This window comes from Paenimyroides aestuarii (genome assembly GCF_024628805.1).
Classification (GTDB): domain Bacteria; phylum Bacteroidota; class Bacteroidia; order Flavobacteriales; family Flavobacteriaceae; genus Flavobacterium; species Flavobacterium aestuarii_A.
The window spans coordinates 1,322,789-1,341,558 of the sequence record NZ_CP102382.1 but is presented as its reverse complement, the minus strand read 5'-3'; the positions used below and the strand labels follow the sequence as shown (position 1 = coordinate 1,341,558).

The window sequence follows — 18,770 nt, the reverse complement described above, 5'->3', positions numbered from 1 at the left end:
CATAACCTTCTGCATGCGGAAAATTTCAATATTTTGTAAAACAACCTCAATACGTTTGTAAAGAGGCTGTTTGGTTTTTATTACTTACCACACGAAAGATTCGTGCGGTAGCGGGGTTATATGCACGGATTGCAAATCCGCGCCATCGGGTAAACATAATTACCGGCATTGTTTTTAACATATCCCTCTGCATGCGGAAAGGTTTGTATTACTTTTGGGAAAACAGCCTCCATATGTTTGTAAAGAGGCTGTTGGTAAAAGTGAACTACTTATTTTCAAAACTTAATTGAATAGTTTTTATCAGATTTCCATCTAAATCTAATGCGTATATTAAATCTTGTTTTTGTTCTGATACAAATAACTTATTAAGTTGCTTAGAATATGAAAGATTACTTATATGATTTCCAGACTTACTTTTATAAATTTTTTTTGAAGTACCTTTTCTAAAATCCACCAAATTAACTTGATAATAAGAACTATAAACTAATTCAGTGTCATTAATGTAATCTGCTTTTGAAAAACCGTTTAGACTTTTCAATGAATCATTTTTAAAAGTTATCATACTAGTATTTTTTACCAGATCGTCATAAAGAAAAACACCATCTTTTCCATCTAAAAATGAACTAAAAGTAAATTTATCTTTCTGCATATAATTAAGATGGTTCATCTGATATGCATTGAAATTTGTAAGTCTCTTAATAAGATTATTTTTAATATTTAATTCATAAATATCAAAACCGTGTGGGGCTTTCCTTCCAATTGAAGAATAGTTGCCATACTCCTTTGCTCCTAAAAAAATCAATTTGTTTCCAGCCGGTGATAAAACAGCTTCTGTTTTTAATAGCGAATCAGTTACAATTAGCTTACCGCTGTTTTCTTTAACATTCCACACACCTATAGAAGTTAACAAAGAGTTAGGGTAATCGGTAGCGATAAAAACTATTGAATCTCCTTCTTTACTATATCTGGGTGCATAATATGACAATGAATCATTCTCTAATATTTTTTTTACATTTTTTCCATCTGTATCACATTTGTAAATAGATGTTTTATCATCTGTTTTCCAAGAAAAAACTAAATTGTTACCCAAAGGGTCAATATCGAATGTTACTAAATGTCCTATTTCTTTAGTATCTGAATTACAATTAAACATTGTAAAACAAATAAGTAACATCACGATTTTTTTAATATTTTTTTTCATATTAGTATCTTATATTAGTCATTATAATATGCAGAACTATTGTTTTTTTAAAAACACCTACCATCCTCCATCTGCTCAAAATCTCCCGGCTTTGAACATATACCTTAAACACCGAGCATAATTTTCCATCATTCATCTTTGCATTGCTCAAAGTAACTGATCCCTGATCCACTTTGTACAGCTGATACCCAAAAAATAAAAACATCTTAAAAACAAAAAAGCCCTACATTTCTGTAAGGCTTTTTGTTTGTTGCTCCCCCTCTTGGGCTCGAACCAAGGACCCTCTGATTAACAGTCAGATGCTCTAACCAACTGAGCTAAGGAGGAAACTTAAATTTTAAGTTTCTATTTGCAATAAAAAGAAGTGTTGCTTTTGCAACTTTGCTCCCCCTCTTGGGCTCGAACCAAGGACCCTCTGATTAACAGTCAGATGCTCTAACCAACTGAGCTAAGGAGGAAGGTGTGTTACCTTTATTGCGTTGCAAATATAGAACGATTTTTCGTTTCTACAAACATCTTTTTAAAAAAAATAGCATTTTTTTTATTTGCCTGTTATGGCTTTAAAAATGTCGTTTCCGTTTGCAAACAACAGCAAAGCAATAAGTATAACAAAACCAACTGTTTGTGCATATTCTAGGAATTTATCGCTTGGTTTTCTGCCCGAAATCATTTCGTATAATAAAAACAATACATGCCCACCATCTAACGCTGGAATTGGCAATAAATTCATTACACCTAGCATTATGGAAAGAAATGCGGTGATGCTCCAGAAGTATTCCCAACTCCATGTGTTTGGAAAAACATCATAAATTGCTTTAAAACCTCCCACACCTTTATAAGCACCGGTATCAGGGTTCACAATCATTTTTAACTGCTTACCGTAACTTACTAATTTGTCTTTTCCTTTTTCTAAGCCTATAGGAATAGATTCCAATAAACTGTAATGATCTGTATTTAATTTATAAAGTCCCAATTTTTCAGCATTTTCTAAACTAATCATCGGTGCATAGGCAATGTTTAGTTCACTGTTTGCGTTCACTTTCAACTGAATGGTTTCAGGTTTTTCGTTTCTTAATATTGTTGCTGGAATTGTTTGGTTTTTATACTTACTTAAAATGGGTTTTACTTGATCGGCAAATTTTATTTCTTCGCCATTAATACTTGTTATGAAATCTTTTGGTTTTAAAACCGCTTCATTTATAGAACCATCTTCAACTGCTGACACAATAAAAGGAACCCTTGGCAATACAAAGCCTTTTTCTTGTTCGGATTTATTTTTTATCATTTGGTTGATAAAATCAACTGGCAGCACAATTTCTTTTTCTTGTCCGTTTCGTTCTACTAGAATTTTTTTTGCTGTGGTTAACTTTTCATTTACTTCGTTAAAACGGTCAAATCGTTCTCCATCAATAGAAATGATTTTGTCTCCAGAAACCATTCCTGCCTTTAATAATGGATCTGAAACAACCCATACACCATCTTTTAAATCTTCATTTGCAATATATTTATCGCCATAGAACCATGTCATTCCAATATAAATCATAAATGCCAATATAAAGTTTACAGTGACACCACCCAACATGATTATTAAACGTTGCCATGCTGGTTTGGAACGGAATTCCCATGGTTGTGGTTCTTGTTTTAGTTGGTCGGTATCCATACTTTCGTCAATCATCCCTGCAATTTTCACATAACCGCCCAAGGGCAACCAGCCAATTCCATAAACGGTTTCGCCTATTTTCTTTTTGAATAATGAAAATTTCACATCGAAGAACAGGTAGAACTTTTCTACTCGGGTTTTAAATAATTTTGCCGGAATAAAATGTCCCAGCTCATGCAATACAATTAATAATGATAAACTCAATAAAAACTGTGATAACTTAACTAATATGTCCATTAATTATAATACTTTTCTATTTTTTGATGCACAAATGTAAGCTTTTCGCTGTAGTATTTTGCACACATTTGGTTCATTTTAATTTTTTATAATTTTTTTATGATAGGTTTTTTCGGGTGTTTGAATTTCTAACAGATAAGTACCACTTGCCAATTGCTCGGAAGGATAGGGATTGCTGATGTTTTTTGCTACCAATTTTCCGTTTATCGAATAAATATTCATCGCCAAAACCGTTATATCTTCGGGAATGGCTACTTCAAATGATGTTTTTGATGGATTGGGATACACTTTTATTTCAGTTGGTTGCGGATTTTCGGCAGTAGTTAACCGCACGGTATTGTCTTTTGAAACAATATCATTGAACGGATTGATTGTAACCAATTCAATCATGCCTACGCTGGTATCTACAATAAACTGTTGGTTGTTTTGTGTGTGTTGCAGCACCACTGTTTCGGTTGCGCCATTGTTGCCTGTGAATTCTAGGGTTACGGGCATTTCAAAAAAAGGAACGCTTGCGTGTGATGTGGTTTGGTTTAATGTGATTTTGGTTTGTGTAGTTGATAATCTTTCGGCATCTACCTGATACGAAGGATAGCCCTGACCATAAATCCAATCGTTAAAAAACTCCGTAAGATCTTTGCCTGAAACCGCCTCTAGATGTTGTTGCACTTGGGTGGTAACTGCATAATTATACGCAATTGCAGGATCGTTTAAAAAATTGCGCATTCCTTGAAAAAAATCTTCATCGCCCAACACATAGCGCAACATGTGTACTGCCATTGAACCTTTATTGTAGGTTAATCGTCCGCTGAAAATTCGGTTGGCATCTAACGCTTGGTTGTTGGTTAAATATACATTTCCTTCGGGAGATGATGTGATGCTGTTTATTTTATTGCTTTTCCAATTGGTGAATGCGTTGGAACCGTCTAGTTCTTCTACAACCAAACCTGCCATGTATTCTGCAAAACCTTCGTTGATCCAAATATCATTCCAACTGCCACACGTTACTTTGTTTCCAAACCAATGGTGTGCCAATTCGTGGGCAATTAATCCGCGCGAAAATCCACCCATAAAAGAAACCGTGGTGTGTTCCATGCCGCCGCCCCAACTAAACTCTGCATGACCATATTTTTCCGTATGAAAAGGGTATGTTCCAAACAACCTTTCAAACAAATTCATAATAGGAATTGTAACTGCCAATTGGCTCACGCTTGTTGAATAATTCTCTGGATACAAATAGTTTACCACCGGAAATATATTGGGTGCTGTGCCTGCAGATTGATTATAAATTTGATAATCGGTTACCGCGATTGCCACCAAATAGGCCGGAATGGGGTAATTGTGTTTAAAATGCGTGGTTTTGGTGCCGTTGGAATTGCTAACTTGCGACTGCTCTACCCCGTTTGCCACTGCCACCATGGCTTCTGGAGCGGTGATATACACATCAATCGAATCTACTTTATCGTTTAGCGATTGTTTGCAAGGCCACCAATCTCTGGCGCCAAAAGGTTCGGAAAGCGTCCAAATAATGGGTGTGTTGTTGTGATAGCTCTGCGTGAAAGCTTCGTTGCCCGTGGGAGGAACGCCCGAATAGGTAATTTGCACTTCGCTTGTTGTGCCAGCCGCAACGGTTTGTGGCAATTGAATCACCAATTCATTGTTTGCTTGGCTAAAAGCAGCTGTTTGCGTACCTTGCGTTACCGCACTCACCGTAAGTGCATGGCTTAAATCGAACACAATGGTTTGCAAATTTTGGTTTGCCACAAACTGGGTAGTTACCGTTCCACTGATGTAGTATTGTGTGGGATCCACAGTAAATGCTAATGTATGATGCTTTACATCGTAATTCAGCGTATTGGGATTTTGCTTGAAAGCCAAACGTTTTTCTGCTGCTTGTTTTTCATACAAGCGGTATTCGTCTTGCGTATTTGCTGCTATTTGAGCCACCGCAGACATGGTAAACAAACCAAATGCCAGAGCAAAAAATGTACTTTTCATAGTTTTTATATTTTTAAGAAAATAAGTGTTTAATATCGGCAACGTTAAACGATTTTTGTTTTTCATCGATAGAAATTATAGCACTTGCCACTGATTTCTTTTTGTTTTGTAAAGTAACTATTTTTTCTTCAATTGTATCCTTACAAATCAAACGATAAGCCATTACTTTTTTCTGCTGTCCTATTCGATAACTTCTGTCTATTGCTTGATTTTCTACCGCTGGATTCCACCATGGATCTACAATAAAAACATAATCGGCCTCGGTAAGATTTAGTCCGGTTCCACCTGCCTTTAGACTAATAAGAAAAACGCGCACCTCTTGGTTGTTCTGAAAACTTTCTACTTTTTCTTGACGGTTTTGGGTGCTTCCGTCTAAGTATTCATAAACAATTTGTTCGGAATCTAAACGTTCTTTAATCAATTGAAGCATTCCAACAAACTGTGAAAACACTAAAATTTTGTGGTTACCTGTTTTTTCTTTTATCGTTTCTGTGAGCGTGTCTAATTTAACCGAATAATTTCCATAGCTTTCTTCTTCATTGATCAAGGCTGTTGAATTACATATTTGGCGCAGTTTGGTTAACCCTTCTAGGATATACATTTGCGAGTTAGCCACGCCGTTTTCTTCGATTTGATTTAAAATATATTCTCTGAATCGGTTTTTAAAGGCGTCGTAAACTTTGCGTTGTGCGGTATCCATTTCGCAGTAGATTACACTTTCAATTTTTTCAGGCAATTCGGGGGCTACTTGTTCTTTTGTTCTTCTTAACACAAATGGGTTTATAATTCTGCTGAGTGTTTTAGAAACTTCCGCATCGTTTTGCTTATCAATATAATCTGAAAAATCCTTTCGAAAATGAGTCATTGTACCTAACAAACCCGGATTTACGAAATTTAGTTGCGCATATAAATCAAAGGTATTATTTTCGATTGGGGTTCCTGTAAGCACTAATCTGTTTTTGGCATTTAATAAACGAACAGCTTTGTATCGTTTAGACGCCGGATTTTTAATTGCCTGGCTTTCGTCTAAAATAAGATAATTAAAGTTGATCTCTTTTAAAAATGTAACATCATTTAACAAAGAACCGTAGGTAGATAAAACTATATCGTATTTTTCAATATCTTTTCTGTGTTCCATTCTATTACTCCCCACAAAAGCTAATGCTTTTAATGACGGGCAAAACTTTTTAATTTCACTTTGCCAGTTAAAGATAAGCGAGGTTGGGGCAATAATCAACGTGGGCGCTGCTTTTTTGTCTTTGTTTTTTAAATATTGTAAAAAGGTAATTGTTTGCAGTGTTTTTCCTAAGCCCATATCATCGGCCAGACAACCTCCCAATTTGTTTTCATCTAAAAAAGCCAACCAATTTAAGCCTTCGTGCTGGTAATGGCGCAGTGTGGCTTTGATTTCTTTTGGAACCTTAACATTGGGAATGTTTTTTATGTTTAAAAGGCGTTGCTTTTTTTGATAAAGCTCTTCAAAAAACGCTGGCTTGTTGTGTAATTCGTTATAAAGTTCATCGATAATTCCAAATTGATAATTTGATAGCTGAATACTGTTTTTCTTTACTTCTCCTGTTTGAAAATACAGTGCAAATTTCTGCATCCACTCTTTAGGCAGTATGCCTGTGGTGCCATCTTTTAACAACACGTAATTGCTTTGTTTTATAAATGCTTTTTGCAAATCTTTTAAGTTTACAGATTGTTCGCCAAATTTCACGTCTATTAGCACATCAAACCAATCGATATCTGATTCTAAACGAATAGAAATAGTGGGTTTATGCACATTAAACTTAAATGATTTTAAATTATTGGCACCAAAAACAAGTATATCAAGACTTTTCATTTTTTCAACCACTGTCATCAACCAATAATTTTCTAACAATTGTTCTGGTTGCAGATAAAAAACAGCATCTTGCTGTGCAAAATCGGGATGTAGTTTTCTAAGTTCTTCTAAGAAATTATCTTCAAAAGCTTCGTTGCGACTAATTTTTTTTAATTGACCTCCTTCGGTTCGAATGATTGCTTCGTTGGAATACAAAGGAATTAAATCGTCGTTATATTTCACAAAAGGTTTAAAAACCACATATCCTTCTGCGATATCATTGATATACAGATGCTTTTCAAGGGTTTCTTCGGCTATTTTTATCTTTGAATTTGTTAATTCACTAAACGATACATGGTAATCTTTGCTTAAAGGTAAAACAATTTCTTTGTAAAAATAATCCCCATTTTTTTTGTAGAATTTCATTTCAGGATGCTCTGCAAAGTGCATTAAATCGAAAGACAATTTAGGGGTTTGTATTGGATACACTTTAGTTTCTAAAATAACAAACAACGGTGTTACGAGAATTTTGGTGCTGTTTATTTTATATTTTGTTCCTGAAAGTTCAACTTTCACCTGTAGTTTGTATTGTTTTTCTTCAGAATTGGCCTGAAAATGAAGCTTAATGGGATCTGAACAAATTTCTAAAGGCGTTAAATTTTTTCGGGCATACGAATCTAATTCGTGGCGTAAAAAAAACAAAGGTTTGTTGCTGTCTTGAAAAAACGAGTTGAAAATCTCTATTGCCTGTCTTCTTGAACCAATGTTTCGTTCGTTTAACAACCTTTCTGTTCTAATGGCATCCATAGCAAACTGAAAGTCGCTACTTCTTGGAAATTCATCGATGATATGCTCTAAATCCTCAGAAAAAAGCCTTTTAATTTTAGCTGTAAAATCAGTTTTTTCTTTATTGAATTTCCCTTTAATACCGTAAAAGCTTACATAATTTTTTTTTGAGTAGTACGAATTATAATCTACACACAAAGCTAAGCCCGTGGGCTCTTCCTGAATATTTTGCGCTGGTAAATTTAAACGAGCTGCTGTTTCTGCATCCTCTGCATATCTAACAAGGGCATTGCTGTATTTATCAATTTCAACAAACGGTTTTGGCTGTAAGAACACACCATTTGAAGAAAGTTTTACATCAAAAAATTCTTGGTAATCATCATTAGTTGTAAGTCCGTACAAAGTTAATTCTTTTTCTATTTTTTGATTGATAAAATCATCGCTAAAAAAATTAACTCCGTACTTATTTGCAAGATCTTTAAAAACTAAAAGCAAATGCTCGCAAAACACTTGTTGTTTGGTGCAATTACAAGTGGTTTTTAATTTATTTTGATCTTTAATCAAAATGATTTCTTGTACGTATTTGCTGGTGTTCCAAGAATTTATTTGAGTTTTTATATGGTAAAAATTCAAATCGATATAATGAACCCATCCATTTGACATGGTGTTTTTTGTAACTCTTTTTTTAAGCTCTTCTAAATTAAAGGAACCTTTGGTAAGCGTCACATCTGCATGTTCTAACTCTTTAGCATTTTCTTCAACGTTTAAAAAAACTGTTTTAGTAGATAAAGAGCCGCTATCTAGTCGCTGTGCCAAATCTTCAATACTCGCAATAATGTGCTTGCAAATACCTTCATAATCATACGGGCACGAACATTCTACGCGGTAAATATCATTCATTTCATTCAACTCAATTTCTATCACATAAGGATAATTTGAACCACCTAAATATTCATAAATAAAACAATCATCTTGTTGTGCTACAAAATCAGGTCGTACGTAAAATGCGTTATTTCTAGAAGCATCGGTACTGAAAACTTGGATAAATTTTGCGAAACTGTTCCTATACATTTTTTAATTCTTAAATAAACAAAGGTATTAAATTGTATTACACATAGATATTTTATATTAAAAGAGTTTACAACCCACACATTTTTTATAAATTTGCCTTTTAACAATTTTTTTACTTATGTTACAGATAGCTTATATTAGAGAAAATCAGGAGAAAGTGGTGAAAGCCCTTGCAAAAAGAAATCTTGATGCTGCTGAAATGATTCAAAATGCAATCAACCTTGATGAGGAAAGAAGATCTACCCAGGTTGAACTAGACAACATCTTGGCCGAATCCAACAAGCTATCCAAAGAAATTGGCGATTTAATGCGCAATGGCGAAAAATCTAAAGCCGAAATCTTAAAGGAAAAAACCGCACAGCTAAAAGATAAAACTGCCGATTTAAAAGAGCGTTTGCAAACGGTAACAAACGATTTAACCAATCAATTGTACCAAATACCCAACACGCCAACCGATATAGTACCTGAAGGCAAAACACCTGAAGACAACTTAACCGTTTTTGAACAAGGCGAAATTCCGGTTTTGGCAGAAGGAGCTTTACCGCATTGGGAATTGGCAAAAAAATACGACATCATCGATTTTGAATTGGGTGCAAAAATTACGGGTGCAGGTTTTCCGGTTTACAAAGGAAAAGGTGCCAAATTGCAACGCGCCTTAATCAGTTATTTTTTAGATAAAAATACCGAAGCAGGTTATAACGAAGTGCAAGTGCCGCATTTAATTAACGAAGCGTCTGGTTTTGGAACGGGGCAATTGCCCGATAAAGAAGGACAAATGTATCATGCTGTTGCCGATGATTTGTATTTGATACCAACTGCCGAAGTGCCTGTTACAAACCTTTACCGCGATGTGATTTTAAACGAAAGCGAATTGCCTATTTGCAACACGGCATACACACCTTGTTTCCGCAGAGAAGCTGGAAGCTATGGTGCACACGTACGTGGGTTGAACCGTTTACACCAGTTTGACAAGGTGGAAATTGTGCGTATTGAACATCCTGAAAAATCGTATGAAGCCTTAGACGGAATGGTGGAACACGTAAAAAACATCTTAAACGAATTAAAATTACCCTACCGCATTTTGCGTTTGTGCGGGGGCGATATGGGCTTTACATCGGCCTTAACGTATGATTTCGAAGTGTTTTCAACCGCACAAGATCGTTGGTTGGAAATTTCATCGGTATCAAATTTTGAAACCTTTCAGGCAAACCGTTTAAAATTGCGCTTTAAAGGCAAAGACGGAAAAACACAGTTGGCGCACACTCTAAACGGTTCATCGCTGGCATTACCACGTGTTTTGGCAGGTATTTTAGAGAATTACCAAACACCAGAGGGCATTGCAATACCCGATGTGTTAAAACCATACTGTGGATTTGATAGAATTGACTAATTAGCCACAAAATAATATCCGTTTAAGAGTACTTTCTTAAACGGATATTTTTGTTTTAAAGGATTTTGTTAAGTTTGAATCACTAATAATTACGTTACCACTCTACTGGCTTTCTATAAGTTTTCCCATCTACTTCAACAACATTTTCCATAAGCGCCTTGTTCCATTTAGGTTTGTGTTTTTCCATTTGAAGATAGTTAATATTCAATTGCACAATAGAATTTGTGTACTTGGTAGGTGGAAACATAACTAACAATTCTTTTTTATATATATTTTTGATTAGTTTTAATGGTGGTAAAAAGTCTGAATCACCTGAGATTAAAATAATTTTTTGACACTCATCATAATGACAATTTTCAATCATCTTTATAGCCAAATTAACATCCGTTTGTTTTTCTTCCCAATGCATAAATGTTTTTCCACAGCCGTCATCAGCTCTGCAAATAATGGGTTTATCTTGATATTTTCCGTAATGAATTTTTAATTTTTCACCATTTATTGCTTTATTACATCCCATCAACATATTTTGCCTTGTCATTTTACCTTTATTCTTTGGTCTAGCAGTAAAATAATGAACCTCAAAAATTTCTTCGTCTTCCTTTAAAAATTCGCCACAAAGCTTTACTAAATCAATCCAGTAAAATTTTCTCCAGTCGGGCTTATGTTTTGACATTTCTTTTATACCGTAGTAAAAGTTAAATCCATCAATATAAAAACTTACTTTTTTCATAATTATACAAATATAAAAAAAGCCTCTTTAAGGAGGCTTTGGGCCGAAATGATGAAACATTTCGGGATGCGTTATCATTACATATGAATGATGATGCAAATATAGTAAAAAAAAATAAATTAAAGAAATGTTTTTTATTTTTTGTAACCACTGAAAAACAATCATAGTTAAACAAAACTTGCTGATATTGAAAATATTATTGTATAGTTCCTAATTTAAATGATTCTTCAGCCACTGACACCGATACTATAATATTTTTGTAATCTATTTTGGTTTGGTTTTGAAGTAAATGCTCACACATAATGTATATGTGATATAGCTCTATAATTTATTTCAAAAAATATTCCACAACCTTTATGGATATGTAAATAAAACTTTCTCTTTCCAAACAACCAATAACCACTTCAAAAAAAACGCCACTCAGAGTAAATATAGTTTTTTGTACCTTTGCCAATAAGTTATACAACAAACCATGATTATTTACAACGTTACCATAAATATAGACGAATCGGTTCACGACCAATGGCTGAACTGGATGCAAACCAAACACATACAAGATATGCTGAACACCGGTTGTTTTAAATCGGCACGTTTGGTGAAGGTTTTGGTTGATGAAGACATGGGCGGTGTTACCTATTCTGTGCAATATCTCGCTGAAACCAAAGAAGCATTAGCCGATTACAAGGAAAACCATGCGCCGCATTTACGCAATGAAGGATTGCAACTTTTTGCCGATAAAATGCTTGCTTTTCGTACCGATCTTGAAATAATCAGCGAACATGAGTAGTGCGGATAACGTTCGGGCAAAGAAACATTTAGGACAACATTTTTTAAACGACGAAAGTGTAGCTAAAAATATTGCCGATGCTTTAACGCTAAACGGATACACAAAAATACTCGAAATTGGTCCTGGAATGGGCGTATTAACAAAGTATTTGTTAGAAAAACCTGTGGAAACATTTGTGGTTGAAATTGATACCGAATCGGTGGTTTATCTGGAAAAACATTATCCAAAATTGCACGGACATATCATTGGCGAAGACTTTTTAAAATACAATTTAAAGAAAGTTTTTAACGAAGATCCGTTTGCCATCATCGGAAATTTCCCTTACAATATTTCCACTCAAATTGTTTTTAGGGTTTTAGAAATGCGCGATCAAATACCGGAATTTGCCGGAATGTTTCAAAAGGAAGTTGCCGAGCGTATTTGTGAGAAAAAAGGCAGTAAAACCTACGGAATATTATCGGTTTTGGCACAAGCGTTTTACGACACCGAATATCTCTTTACTGTATCGGAACACGTATTCACACCGCCGCCAAAAGTAAAATCGGGCGTAATGCGTATGATTCGCAAAGAAAATTACAGCCTGCCGTGCAGCGAAAAACTGTTTTTCACAGTGGTAAAATCGGCGTTTAACCAACGCAGAAAAACCTTGCGAAACAGTTTAAAAAGTTTTATATCAGAAGAAATAAAAAACGATGAAGTATTTAACCTTCGTCCAGAACAATTAAGTGTAGAAGCATTTATTGCACTCACTCAAAAAATAGAAGCGTATGGAATTTAAAATCAGTAAAGAATTTATCCAAGAAATTGAAAGCTTAATCGCCGAAAAAAACGAACGCGAAGTACTTCGCCGTATCGAGGATATTCACTTTGCTGATGTTGCAGAGCTCATCAACGAATTAGACGGCGAAGACGCTGGCTATCTTTTCCGTATTATTGAATCGGAAGTGAGTTCTGAAATTCTATTAGAGCTTGATGAGGAAGTTCGTGAAAAAATCTTAAACAACCTTTCTGCTAAAGAAATTGCTGAAGAGCTCGACGAAATGGATACCGATGACGCGGTGGATATCATTTCCGAACTTTCGGAAGAGATGAAAGACGAGGTAATTTCTGAGTTGGAAGATTTTGAACATGCCAAAGACATTGTAGAGCTTTTGCGCTACGACGATGATACCGCGGGTGGATTAATGGCGAAAGAATACATCCAAGCAAATGAAAATTGGAATGTGTTGACCTGTATTCAGGAAATTCGCAAACAGGCAGAAAACGTTTCGCGTGTACACTCTATTTATGTGGTTGATGATGAAGACCGATTAAAAGGTCGTTTGTCTTTGAAAGATTTAATTACCTCATCTACCACCACACAAATCAAAGATATTTACATCCCAAAGGTTGATTTTGTAAAGGTGGATACCGAAGACACCGAAGTTGCCCGCATCATGCAGAAGTACGATTTAGAAGCAATCCCGGTTGTTGATGAAACCGGACGTTTAGTTGGGCGTATTACCATTGACGATATTGTGGATGTGATTAAAGAAGAAGCTGACCGTGACTACCAAATGGCGGCGGGTATCTCGCAAGATGTTGAGGCTGATGACAGCATTTGGGAATTAACAAAAGCACGTTTGCCTTGGTTGCTATTGGCTTTAATTGGAAGTTTTATTGCCGTAAACGTTGCTCAAAGCTTTAGCGATGCCATGGATAAATACCAAACTTTGTTTTTCTTTACCCCTTTGGTTGCCGCAATGGCAGGAAACGTGGGTGTGCAATCATCGGCAATTGTGGTTCAGGGTTTGGCAAACAACAGCTTGTCGGGTTCGCTGTGGAAACGCTTGGGCAAGGAAATGCTTTTGGCCATGCTAAACAGTACCATTTTGGCTGTTTTACTATTGTTGGCAACGCATTTTATCATGGGAACCACTTATGAAATATCTTCAACCATTGTATTGGCATTGGTAACTGTAATGATTCTTGCCAGTTTAATTGGTACGTTTATTCCGATAACATTGGATAAATACGGCATTGACCCCGCTATTGCAACCGGACCATTTATCACCACCAGCAACGATATTTTTGGTATTTTGATCTACTTTACCATTGCAAAAATGATTTTAGGATTTTAGTAAATCTTTTACCACAGATGCACGGATTAAAATAGATAAGAAATAACAATCCCAATGGTTTATTTCATTGGGATTGTTTTGGTTTACTGATGAACCATTGGTGATTGGCTGGCTTTGCGTTTTCCTCTGAAAAAGAAATAGAGGTTTATAAAAAGCATCACACCTAAGTAAATAGAAAAAGCACCAATTTTATAACTCAGTTTTTCAACCAACAACTGATAGGTGTCGTTGTAAAGGTTCATTTGTAAAATCATTAATGCAAAACCAATATTCAGCAGATAAAACCCGGTTTCAAACAATTTGTTGGTGGCAAAAGCTATTTCTTCTCTGCCTTTAAAAATATCCAACATATAAATTTTGCTATTTTTAAATAATGTTTTCGATACATAATAGGTTAAAAATAATGCTATTGGCAGATACACTGCGTAACCAATTAAAATTTTAGTAGTTTCCATAATTTCAAGTTTTAAATTAATTTTTTAATATAATTTGTGAGTAAAATAATGTTCAAATAATGCATACCGGCAATAATCAATACAATAAGTGCTGTTTTTAGGCTAATGATTTCTACTAATTGCGAAAAACGCTCTATTTTTTCCCAAGAAATAATCGTCATGGTGCAATAACCAATGTTTAGCAAATAATAACCAATCAACAGTAAATGATTGATTTTTTTACACAAGTCTTCGTGGTTTGGAATTAATTGTGCCACAAAAATATTTCCGTTTTTATAGCAAATATGCCCTACTTTAATAATGATAAAAAAAGTAATTGCGAAATAAATGCAATAGGCAAGAATGTTGTAGTTCATAACAAAAGATTTTTAAAGGCTTTTTCCAAATTATGATATTCAAACGTAAAGCCATTTTCGGTTAAGCGTTTAGGAATTACGTTTCTACTTTTCAAAACCAATTCCGGTTCGGTTTGAATGATCTTTGCCCCAATTTTCAACATAGTTTTCGAGATTGGAATTCCAAATGGAATACCAACTGCTTGCCGAAGTTTCTTCATAAAATCGATATTTCGTTCGGGTTTGGGAGCAACCAAATTGATGTTTCCTGTCAACTCTTTATCGATGATAAAAGCGATTGCTCTGGCAAAATCCAATTCGTGAATCCAACTAACAAATTGATTGCCGTTTCCAAGCTTTCCTCCAAATCCCAACTGCGTTAATCTTTTTAAAGGGATAAATGCACCGCCTTTTTTGCCCAAAACAATTGATGTTCTAACAGCGGTTTTCAACGTTTTATTGGTTTCAACATCGTAAAAAATTTTTTCCCAAGCCTTGGCAACGTTCATTGAGAAATCATCGCCAATTTCTCCGGAATATTCATCCATCTGTTTGTCTTCGGAATGTCGGTAAATAGTCGCTGTTGATGAATTTATAAAATGCTTTGGAGGGTTTTCACACTTTAAAACTGCTTCGTTCAACGCCTTGGTACTATCAACACGTGAAGAAAGTATCGCCGCTTTATTTTCTAGAGTGTATCTGCAATCAACTGATTTTCCTGCTAAATTTATCAGCACATCGGCGTTTTCCAATACCATTTCCCAACCTGTAAGCGACTTCGCATTCCAATGAACATATTCTATATTATTTTTTTGCTCAGATTTTCCACGCGTTAGCACTATAATTTCTGCATACGATTCTTTGAAAAAATCTATTAATACGGTTCCTAAAAAACCGGTTCCAGCTGCAATGACCATTTTTTTCATATCAAAAGTTTTTATTGTGATAGTTCATTATTTGAACGACTATAAATTAGTATAGATAAATACACTGCCAAACAAGGTGGAACACTGAACAAAAAATATGAAAAGCTATCTTGAAAATTTAATTCACTGCCTATAAACCATAGGGCAAAATACCCAACTACTGCCGTTAAATAAATTTGATAATGCATATACTTTGGGAATTTTATCAGTAGAAAAATACCTAAAACAACTTGTACAAAACCAGTAAACATCGTAGAAAGTAATGCATACATGGCGAATCCCCCATCCCTAATAATCATTTCCATTAAAAGAAGCACCAACGGCGTTCCTATTGCTATGGTATTAATAATTTTTATTGCTTTCATAATTTATATTATTTTAAAGTTTCAGAAATATTTGAAAGTTCTATTTAAAAAAAATGCTTTGTTTTACTTCATAATTTTAACCACCAACTTTGCCAACCAATTGTCTTTGTATTCGGTCATTTTATCTAATACGTTATCAGCTTTCAACACAAAATCGTACAATTTACTGGTTTGTTCCACAAAGTGTTGTTCTTCTTCTGATGTATTCGTTTTGATAGTAGAAACATCTTTTAAAACTTTTAAGGCGGGTTTCACTTCCCTTTTACTGCGCTCCTTTGCAATTTTCACTGCCAATTCGTCTAAATCTTTCTCGGCAATAAAAAACTCTTTGCGTTCGCCCGGTTTGTATTCTTTGTAAACAATGCCCCAATCCATTAAAGCTCTTAAATTCATTGATGCATTACCGCGCGAAATCTGTAATTCTTCCATGATGTCTTCCATAGAAATGGGTGCCACAGAAATCATTAACAGCGCATGAATCTGTGCCATGGTTTTATTAATACCCCATTGCGACCCCAAAGCGCCCCACGATTGCACGAATTTATTTTTTGCTTCTTTGAATTCCATGGTTCAAATGTACAACAAAGTTTTTAAACTTTCAAAAAATAATGAAAGTTTGCTTAAAAAATATTTTAAATCAATTGAATGAAATTTTTTGTCTAATTTAGTTTGATAAATAAAGGATTAAATACTTAATGAAAATACTACACCTTGATAAAAACCATCCGTTGTTGATTGAACAATTAACAATTGCTGGTTTTCAGAACGATGAAAACTACTACGCCCCAAAAGATGCTATTGAACAAATAATTCATCAATACGATGGGATTGTTTTGCGCAGTCGGTTTAAAATTGATCAGACGTTTTTAGATGCAGCTACCCATTTAAAATTCATTGGAAGGGTTGGTGCCGGTTTGGAAAATATCGATTGTGAATATGCCGAAAAAAAAGGCATAAAACTAATTGCAGCACCCGAAGGCAACAAAACTGCTGTTGCTGAGCACGCTTTGGGAATGCTTTTAAACCTTATGAACAAGTTGTCGTATGTAGATAAAGAAGTGCGCAGCGGCATTTGGAAACGCGAGGAAAACCGAGGTATCGAAATAGAAGGCAAAACCGTAGGAATTATTGGTTATGGAAATATGGGAAAAGCCTTTGCCCAACGTTTAAAGGGTTTTAACTGCAAGGTGATTTGCTACGATATTAAACCAAATGTTGGCGATGCCCATGCAAAGCAAGTTTCGCTAGATTATTTACAAACGCATAGCGATATTTTAAGTTTACACACGCCCGAAACGCCCGGCACACATCACCTCGTTAACAAAGAATTTATAGCTGGTTTTGCAAAATCGTTTTGGTTGATCAACACGGCTCGGGGAAAATCGGTTTGTACTGATGATTTAGTCGATGCTTTAAAATCGGGCAAAATTAAGGGTGCTGGTTTAGATGTATTGGAATATGAAAAATCATCGTTTGAACATATGTTTTCTGACAACGAATTGCCCGATGCTTTTAAATATCTTATAAGTGCTGAGAATGTGTTGCTATCACCACATATTGCCGGCTGGACTATTGAAAGCAAAGAAAAGCTGGCTCAAGTGATTGTTGATAAAATTATTGATTCGTTCCCAACTTCTAAAAATCTTGAAAACACAATCAATCAAAAGGAGTTAAAGGAAAACGAAGAAAAATGGCATACCGGACCAAGTACTTCTAACACATCGACCAATTACCACCAACGGCAATATGCATCTAAGTACCATTCACCCAACCAATACCATCAAGAAGCTTACAACAAAAAAATTCTCGCAGGTGTTTTAGCCATAATTTTAGGACATATTGGCATTCATAAATTTGTGTTAGGATATACCACAGAAGGCATTCTTTTGCTTGTTTTGGGCTTAACAGGTTATATAACTACTTGTATGTTTATTGGCTACTATATGCTGCTGATAGCCTTTATAATTGGTCTTGTTGAAGGCATTATTTACCTTACTCATACCGATAACGATTTCTATGAAACCTATATTCTGAATAAAAAACCATGGTTTTAAACGAAAAAAAGGTGTTTTGAAACACCTTTTTTTAATCATCGCTGCTGCGTGCACCTGTTAAAATCATTATGTAGTAAAGCAATGTTCCTATTGATGCCAATGCGGCTACGAGGTATGTTCGGGCAGCCCATTTTAAGGAATCTTTTGCGCCGCTATATTCTTCTCTACTTACCATGTTTTTAGTTTCTAACCACTTCAGCGCTCGGTTACTTGCATCGTATTCTACCGGCAAGGTGATAATAGAGAAAAGTGTGGTTAATGAAAACAAAACAATACCGATTATCAATACCGTTGGACTGTTGTATAACTGCAATAGGAAAATTCCACCTAATAAAACCCATTGCACCGCATAAGAAGCCACGTTTACCACAGGTACTAATTTAGACCGCATGGTTAACCAACTGTAAGCGGTTGCATGTTGCACTGCATGCCCCACCTCGTGTGCTGCAACTGCGGCTGCGGCTGCATTGCGCTGATTATATACTGCTTCACTCAAATTAACGGTTTTGTCCATTGGATTGTAGTGATCGGTTAACCTACCTGGTGTAGAAATTACTTTTACATCGTAAATACCGTGATCGTGCAACATTTTTGTGGCAATCTCTGCCCCACTCATTCCATTACGCAAATGAATGCGCGAATACTTTTCAAATTTATTTTTTAGCTTCCACCCTACATACCAACTGGCAAGCATGATGATACCCATTAATAATAATCCCATATCTTTTTGTTTTTAATACATCGTTTATAGAAAATATACTAGCAAATTCTGAGCCAAATACAGTAGCTGTCAAAATGACAAAAGGAGCCTAAGGCTCCTTTATCAAATA

At 35.2% G+C, this 18,770-nt stretch carries 16 protein-coding genes, 2 tRNA genes and 1 pseudogene; 6 read left to right on the top strand and 13 right to left on the bottom strand.

What is annotated here, in order from left to right:
* Positions 1-265: 265 nt before the first annotated feature.
* From NPX36_RS06320 to NPX36_RS06295, 6 genes are all read right to left on the bottom strand, one after another.
* The gene (locus NPX36_RS06320) at positions 266-1,201 is read right to left on the bottom strand and encodes a TolB family protein (protein ID WP_257500567.1); all 936 of its coding nucleotides are present in this window, start codon (positions 1,199-1,201) and stop codon (positions 266-268) included.
* Between the two features lie 253 nt (positions 1,202-1,454).
* A tRNA-Asn gene (locus NPX36_RS06315) sits at positions 1,455-1,528 on the bottom strand.
* Positions 1,529-1,585: 57 nt separating this feature from the next.
* Positions 1,586-1,659 (bottom strand) — tRNA-Asn (locus tag NPX36_RS06310).
* A gap of 83 nt (positions 1,660-1,742) precedes the next feature.
* Positions 1,743-3,098: an RIP metalloprotease RseP gene (gene rseP, locus NPX36_RS06305; protein ID WP_257500566.1), complete on the bottom strand. Its 1,356-nt coding sequence runs from the start codon at positions 3,096-3,098 to the stop codon at positions 1,743-1,745.
* A gap of 78 nt (positions 3,099-3,176) precedes the next feature.
* Positions 3,177-5,096 (bottom strand): M1 family aminopeptidase, encoded by a 1,920-nt coding sequence (locus NPX36_RS06300; protein WP_257500565.1) that lies wholly within the window; start codon positions 5,094-5,096, stop codon positions 3,177-3,179.
* 13 nt (positions 5,097-5,109) lie between these two features.
* The gene (locus NPX36_RS06295; protein WP_257500564.1) at positions 5,110-8,778 is read right to left on the bottom strand and encodes a DEAD/DEAH box helicase; all 3,669 of its coding nucleotides are present in this window, start codon (positions 8,776-8,778) and stop codon (positions 5,110-5,112) included.
* Between the two features lie 118 nt (positions 8,779-8,896).
* On the opposite strand from NPX36_RS06295, the gene serS reads away from it, so the two are divergent.
* Positions 8,897-10,168 (top strand): serine--tRNA ligase, encoded by a 1,272-nt coding sequence (gene serS / locus NPX36_RS06290; RefSeq protein WP_257500563.1) that lies wholly within the window; start codon positions 8,897-8,899, stop codon positions 10,166-10,168.
* A 94-nt stretch (positions 10,169-10,262) separates the two neighbouring features.
* Here serS and NPX36_RS06285 read toward each other — a convergent pair whose 3' ends face one another.
* Complete coding sequence (locus NPX36_RS06285) at positions 10,263-10,898, bottom strand: NYN domain-containing protein (RefSeq protein ID WP_257500562.1); 636 nt, start codon at positions 10,896-10,898, stop codon at positions 10,263-10,265.
* 472 nt (positions 10,899-11,370) lie between these two features.
* Between NPX36_RS06285 and NPX36_RS06280 the strand changes: the two genes are divergently transcribed.
* From NPX36_RS06280 to mgtE, 3 genes are read left to right on the top strand one after another with little or no spacing between them, the layout of a single operon-like run.
* The gene (locus NPX36_RS06280) at positions 11,371-11,685 is read left to right on the top strand and encodes a DUF4286 family protein (protein ID WP_257500561.1); all 315 of its coding nucleotides are present in this window, start codon (positions 11,371-11,373) and stop codon (positions 11,683-11,685) included.
* On the top strand, positions 11,678-12,463 hold the full coding sequence (gene rsmA / locus NPX36_RS06275; protein WP_257500560.1) for a 16S rRNA (adenine(1518)-N(6)/adenine(1519)-N(6))-dimethyltransferase RsmA: 786 nt from the start codon (positions 11,678-11,680) through the stop codon (positions 12,461-12,463). The genes NPX36_RS06280 and rsmA overlap by 8 nt, the downstream gene beginning before the upstream one ends.
* A complete protein-coding gene (mgtE, locus tag NPX36_RS06270; protein ID WP_257500559.1) occupies positions 12,453-13,805 on the top strand; it encodes a magnesium transporter in 1,353 nt (450 codons plus the stop codon). The genes rsmA and mgtE overlap by 11 nt, the downstream gene beginning before the upstream one ends.
* A gap of 83 nt (positions 13,806-13,888) precedes the next feature.
* Here the strand turns inward: mgtE and NPX36_RS06265 are convergent, their stop codons facing one another.
* The 5 genes from NPX36_RS06265 to NPX36_RS06245 form a co-directional block, all read right to left on the bottom strand.
* Complete coding sequence (locus tag NPX36_RS06265) at positions 13,889-14,260, bottom strand: hypothetical protein (protein ID WP_257500558.1); 372 nt, start codon at positions 14,258-14,260, stop codon at positions 13,889-13,891.
* A gap of 11 nt (positions 14,261-14,271) precedes the next feature.
* Positions 14,272-14,616, bottom strand: a complete 345-nt coding sequence (locus NPX36_RS06260) for a hypothetical protein (protein WP_257500557.1) — start codon at positions 14,614-14,616, stop codon at positions 14,272-14,274.
* Positions 14,613-15,521 carry a TIGR01777 family oxidoreductase gene (locus tag NPX36_RS06255; protein WP_257500556.1) on the bottom strand — a complete coding sequence of 303 codons (909 nt, stop codon included), beginning with the start codon at positions 15,519-15,521 and terminating at the stop codon, positions 14,613-14,615. Before NPX36_RS06255 ends, NPX36_RS06260 begins: the two co-directional genes overlap by 4 nt.
* An 11-nt stretch (positions 15,522-15,532) precedes the next feature.
* Positions 15,533-15,886, bottom strand: coding sequence for a hypothetical protein (locus tag NPX36_RS06250; protein ID WP_257500555.1), 354 nt, complete (start codon positions 15,884-15,886; stop codon positions 15,533-15,535).
* A 63-nt stretch (positions 15,887-15,949) separates the two neighbouring features.
* The gene (locus tag NPX36_RS06245; protein WP_257500554.1) at positions 15,950-16,453 is read right to left on the bottom strand and encodes a GbsR/MarR family transcriptional regulator; all 504 of its coding nucleotides are present in this window, start codon (positions 16,451-16,453) and stop codon (positions 15,950-15,952) included.
* Positions 16,454-16,581: 128 nt separating this feature from the next.
* Between NPX36_RS06245 and NPX36_RS06240 the strand changes: the two are divergent.
* Positions 16,582-17,517 (top strand): annotated as a pseudogene (locus NPX36_RS06240) (2-hydroxyacid dehydrogenase); the annotation flags it as partial.
* Positions 17,500-17,940, top strand: coding sequence for a TM2 domain-containing protein (locus NPX36_RS06235; protein ID WP_397376467.1), 441 nt, complete (start codon positions 17,500-17,502; stop codon positions 17,938-17,940). The pseudogene NPX36_RS06240 and the gene NPX36_RS06235, both read left to right, overlap by 18 nt.
* A 31-nt stretch (positions 17,941-17,971) precedes the next feature.
* On the opposite strand, the gene NPX36_RS06230 is transcribed toward NPX36_RS06235, so the two are convergent.
* Complete coding sequence (locus NPX36_RS06230) at positions 17,972-18,661, bottom strand: zinc metallopeptidase (RefSeq protein WP_257500553.1); 690 nt, start codon at positions 18,659-18,661, stop codon at positions 17,972-17,974.
* Between the last annotated feature and the right edge of the window lie 109 nt (positions 18,662-18,770).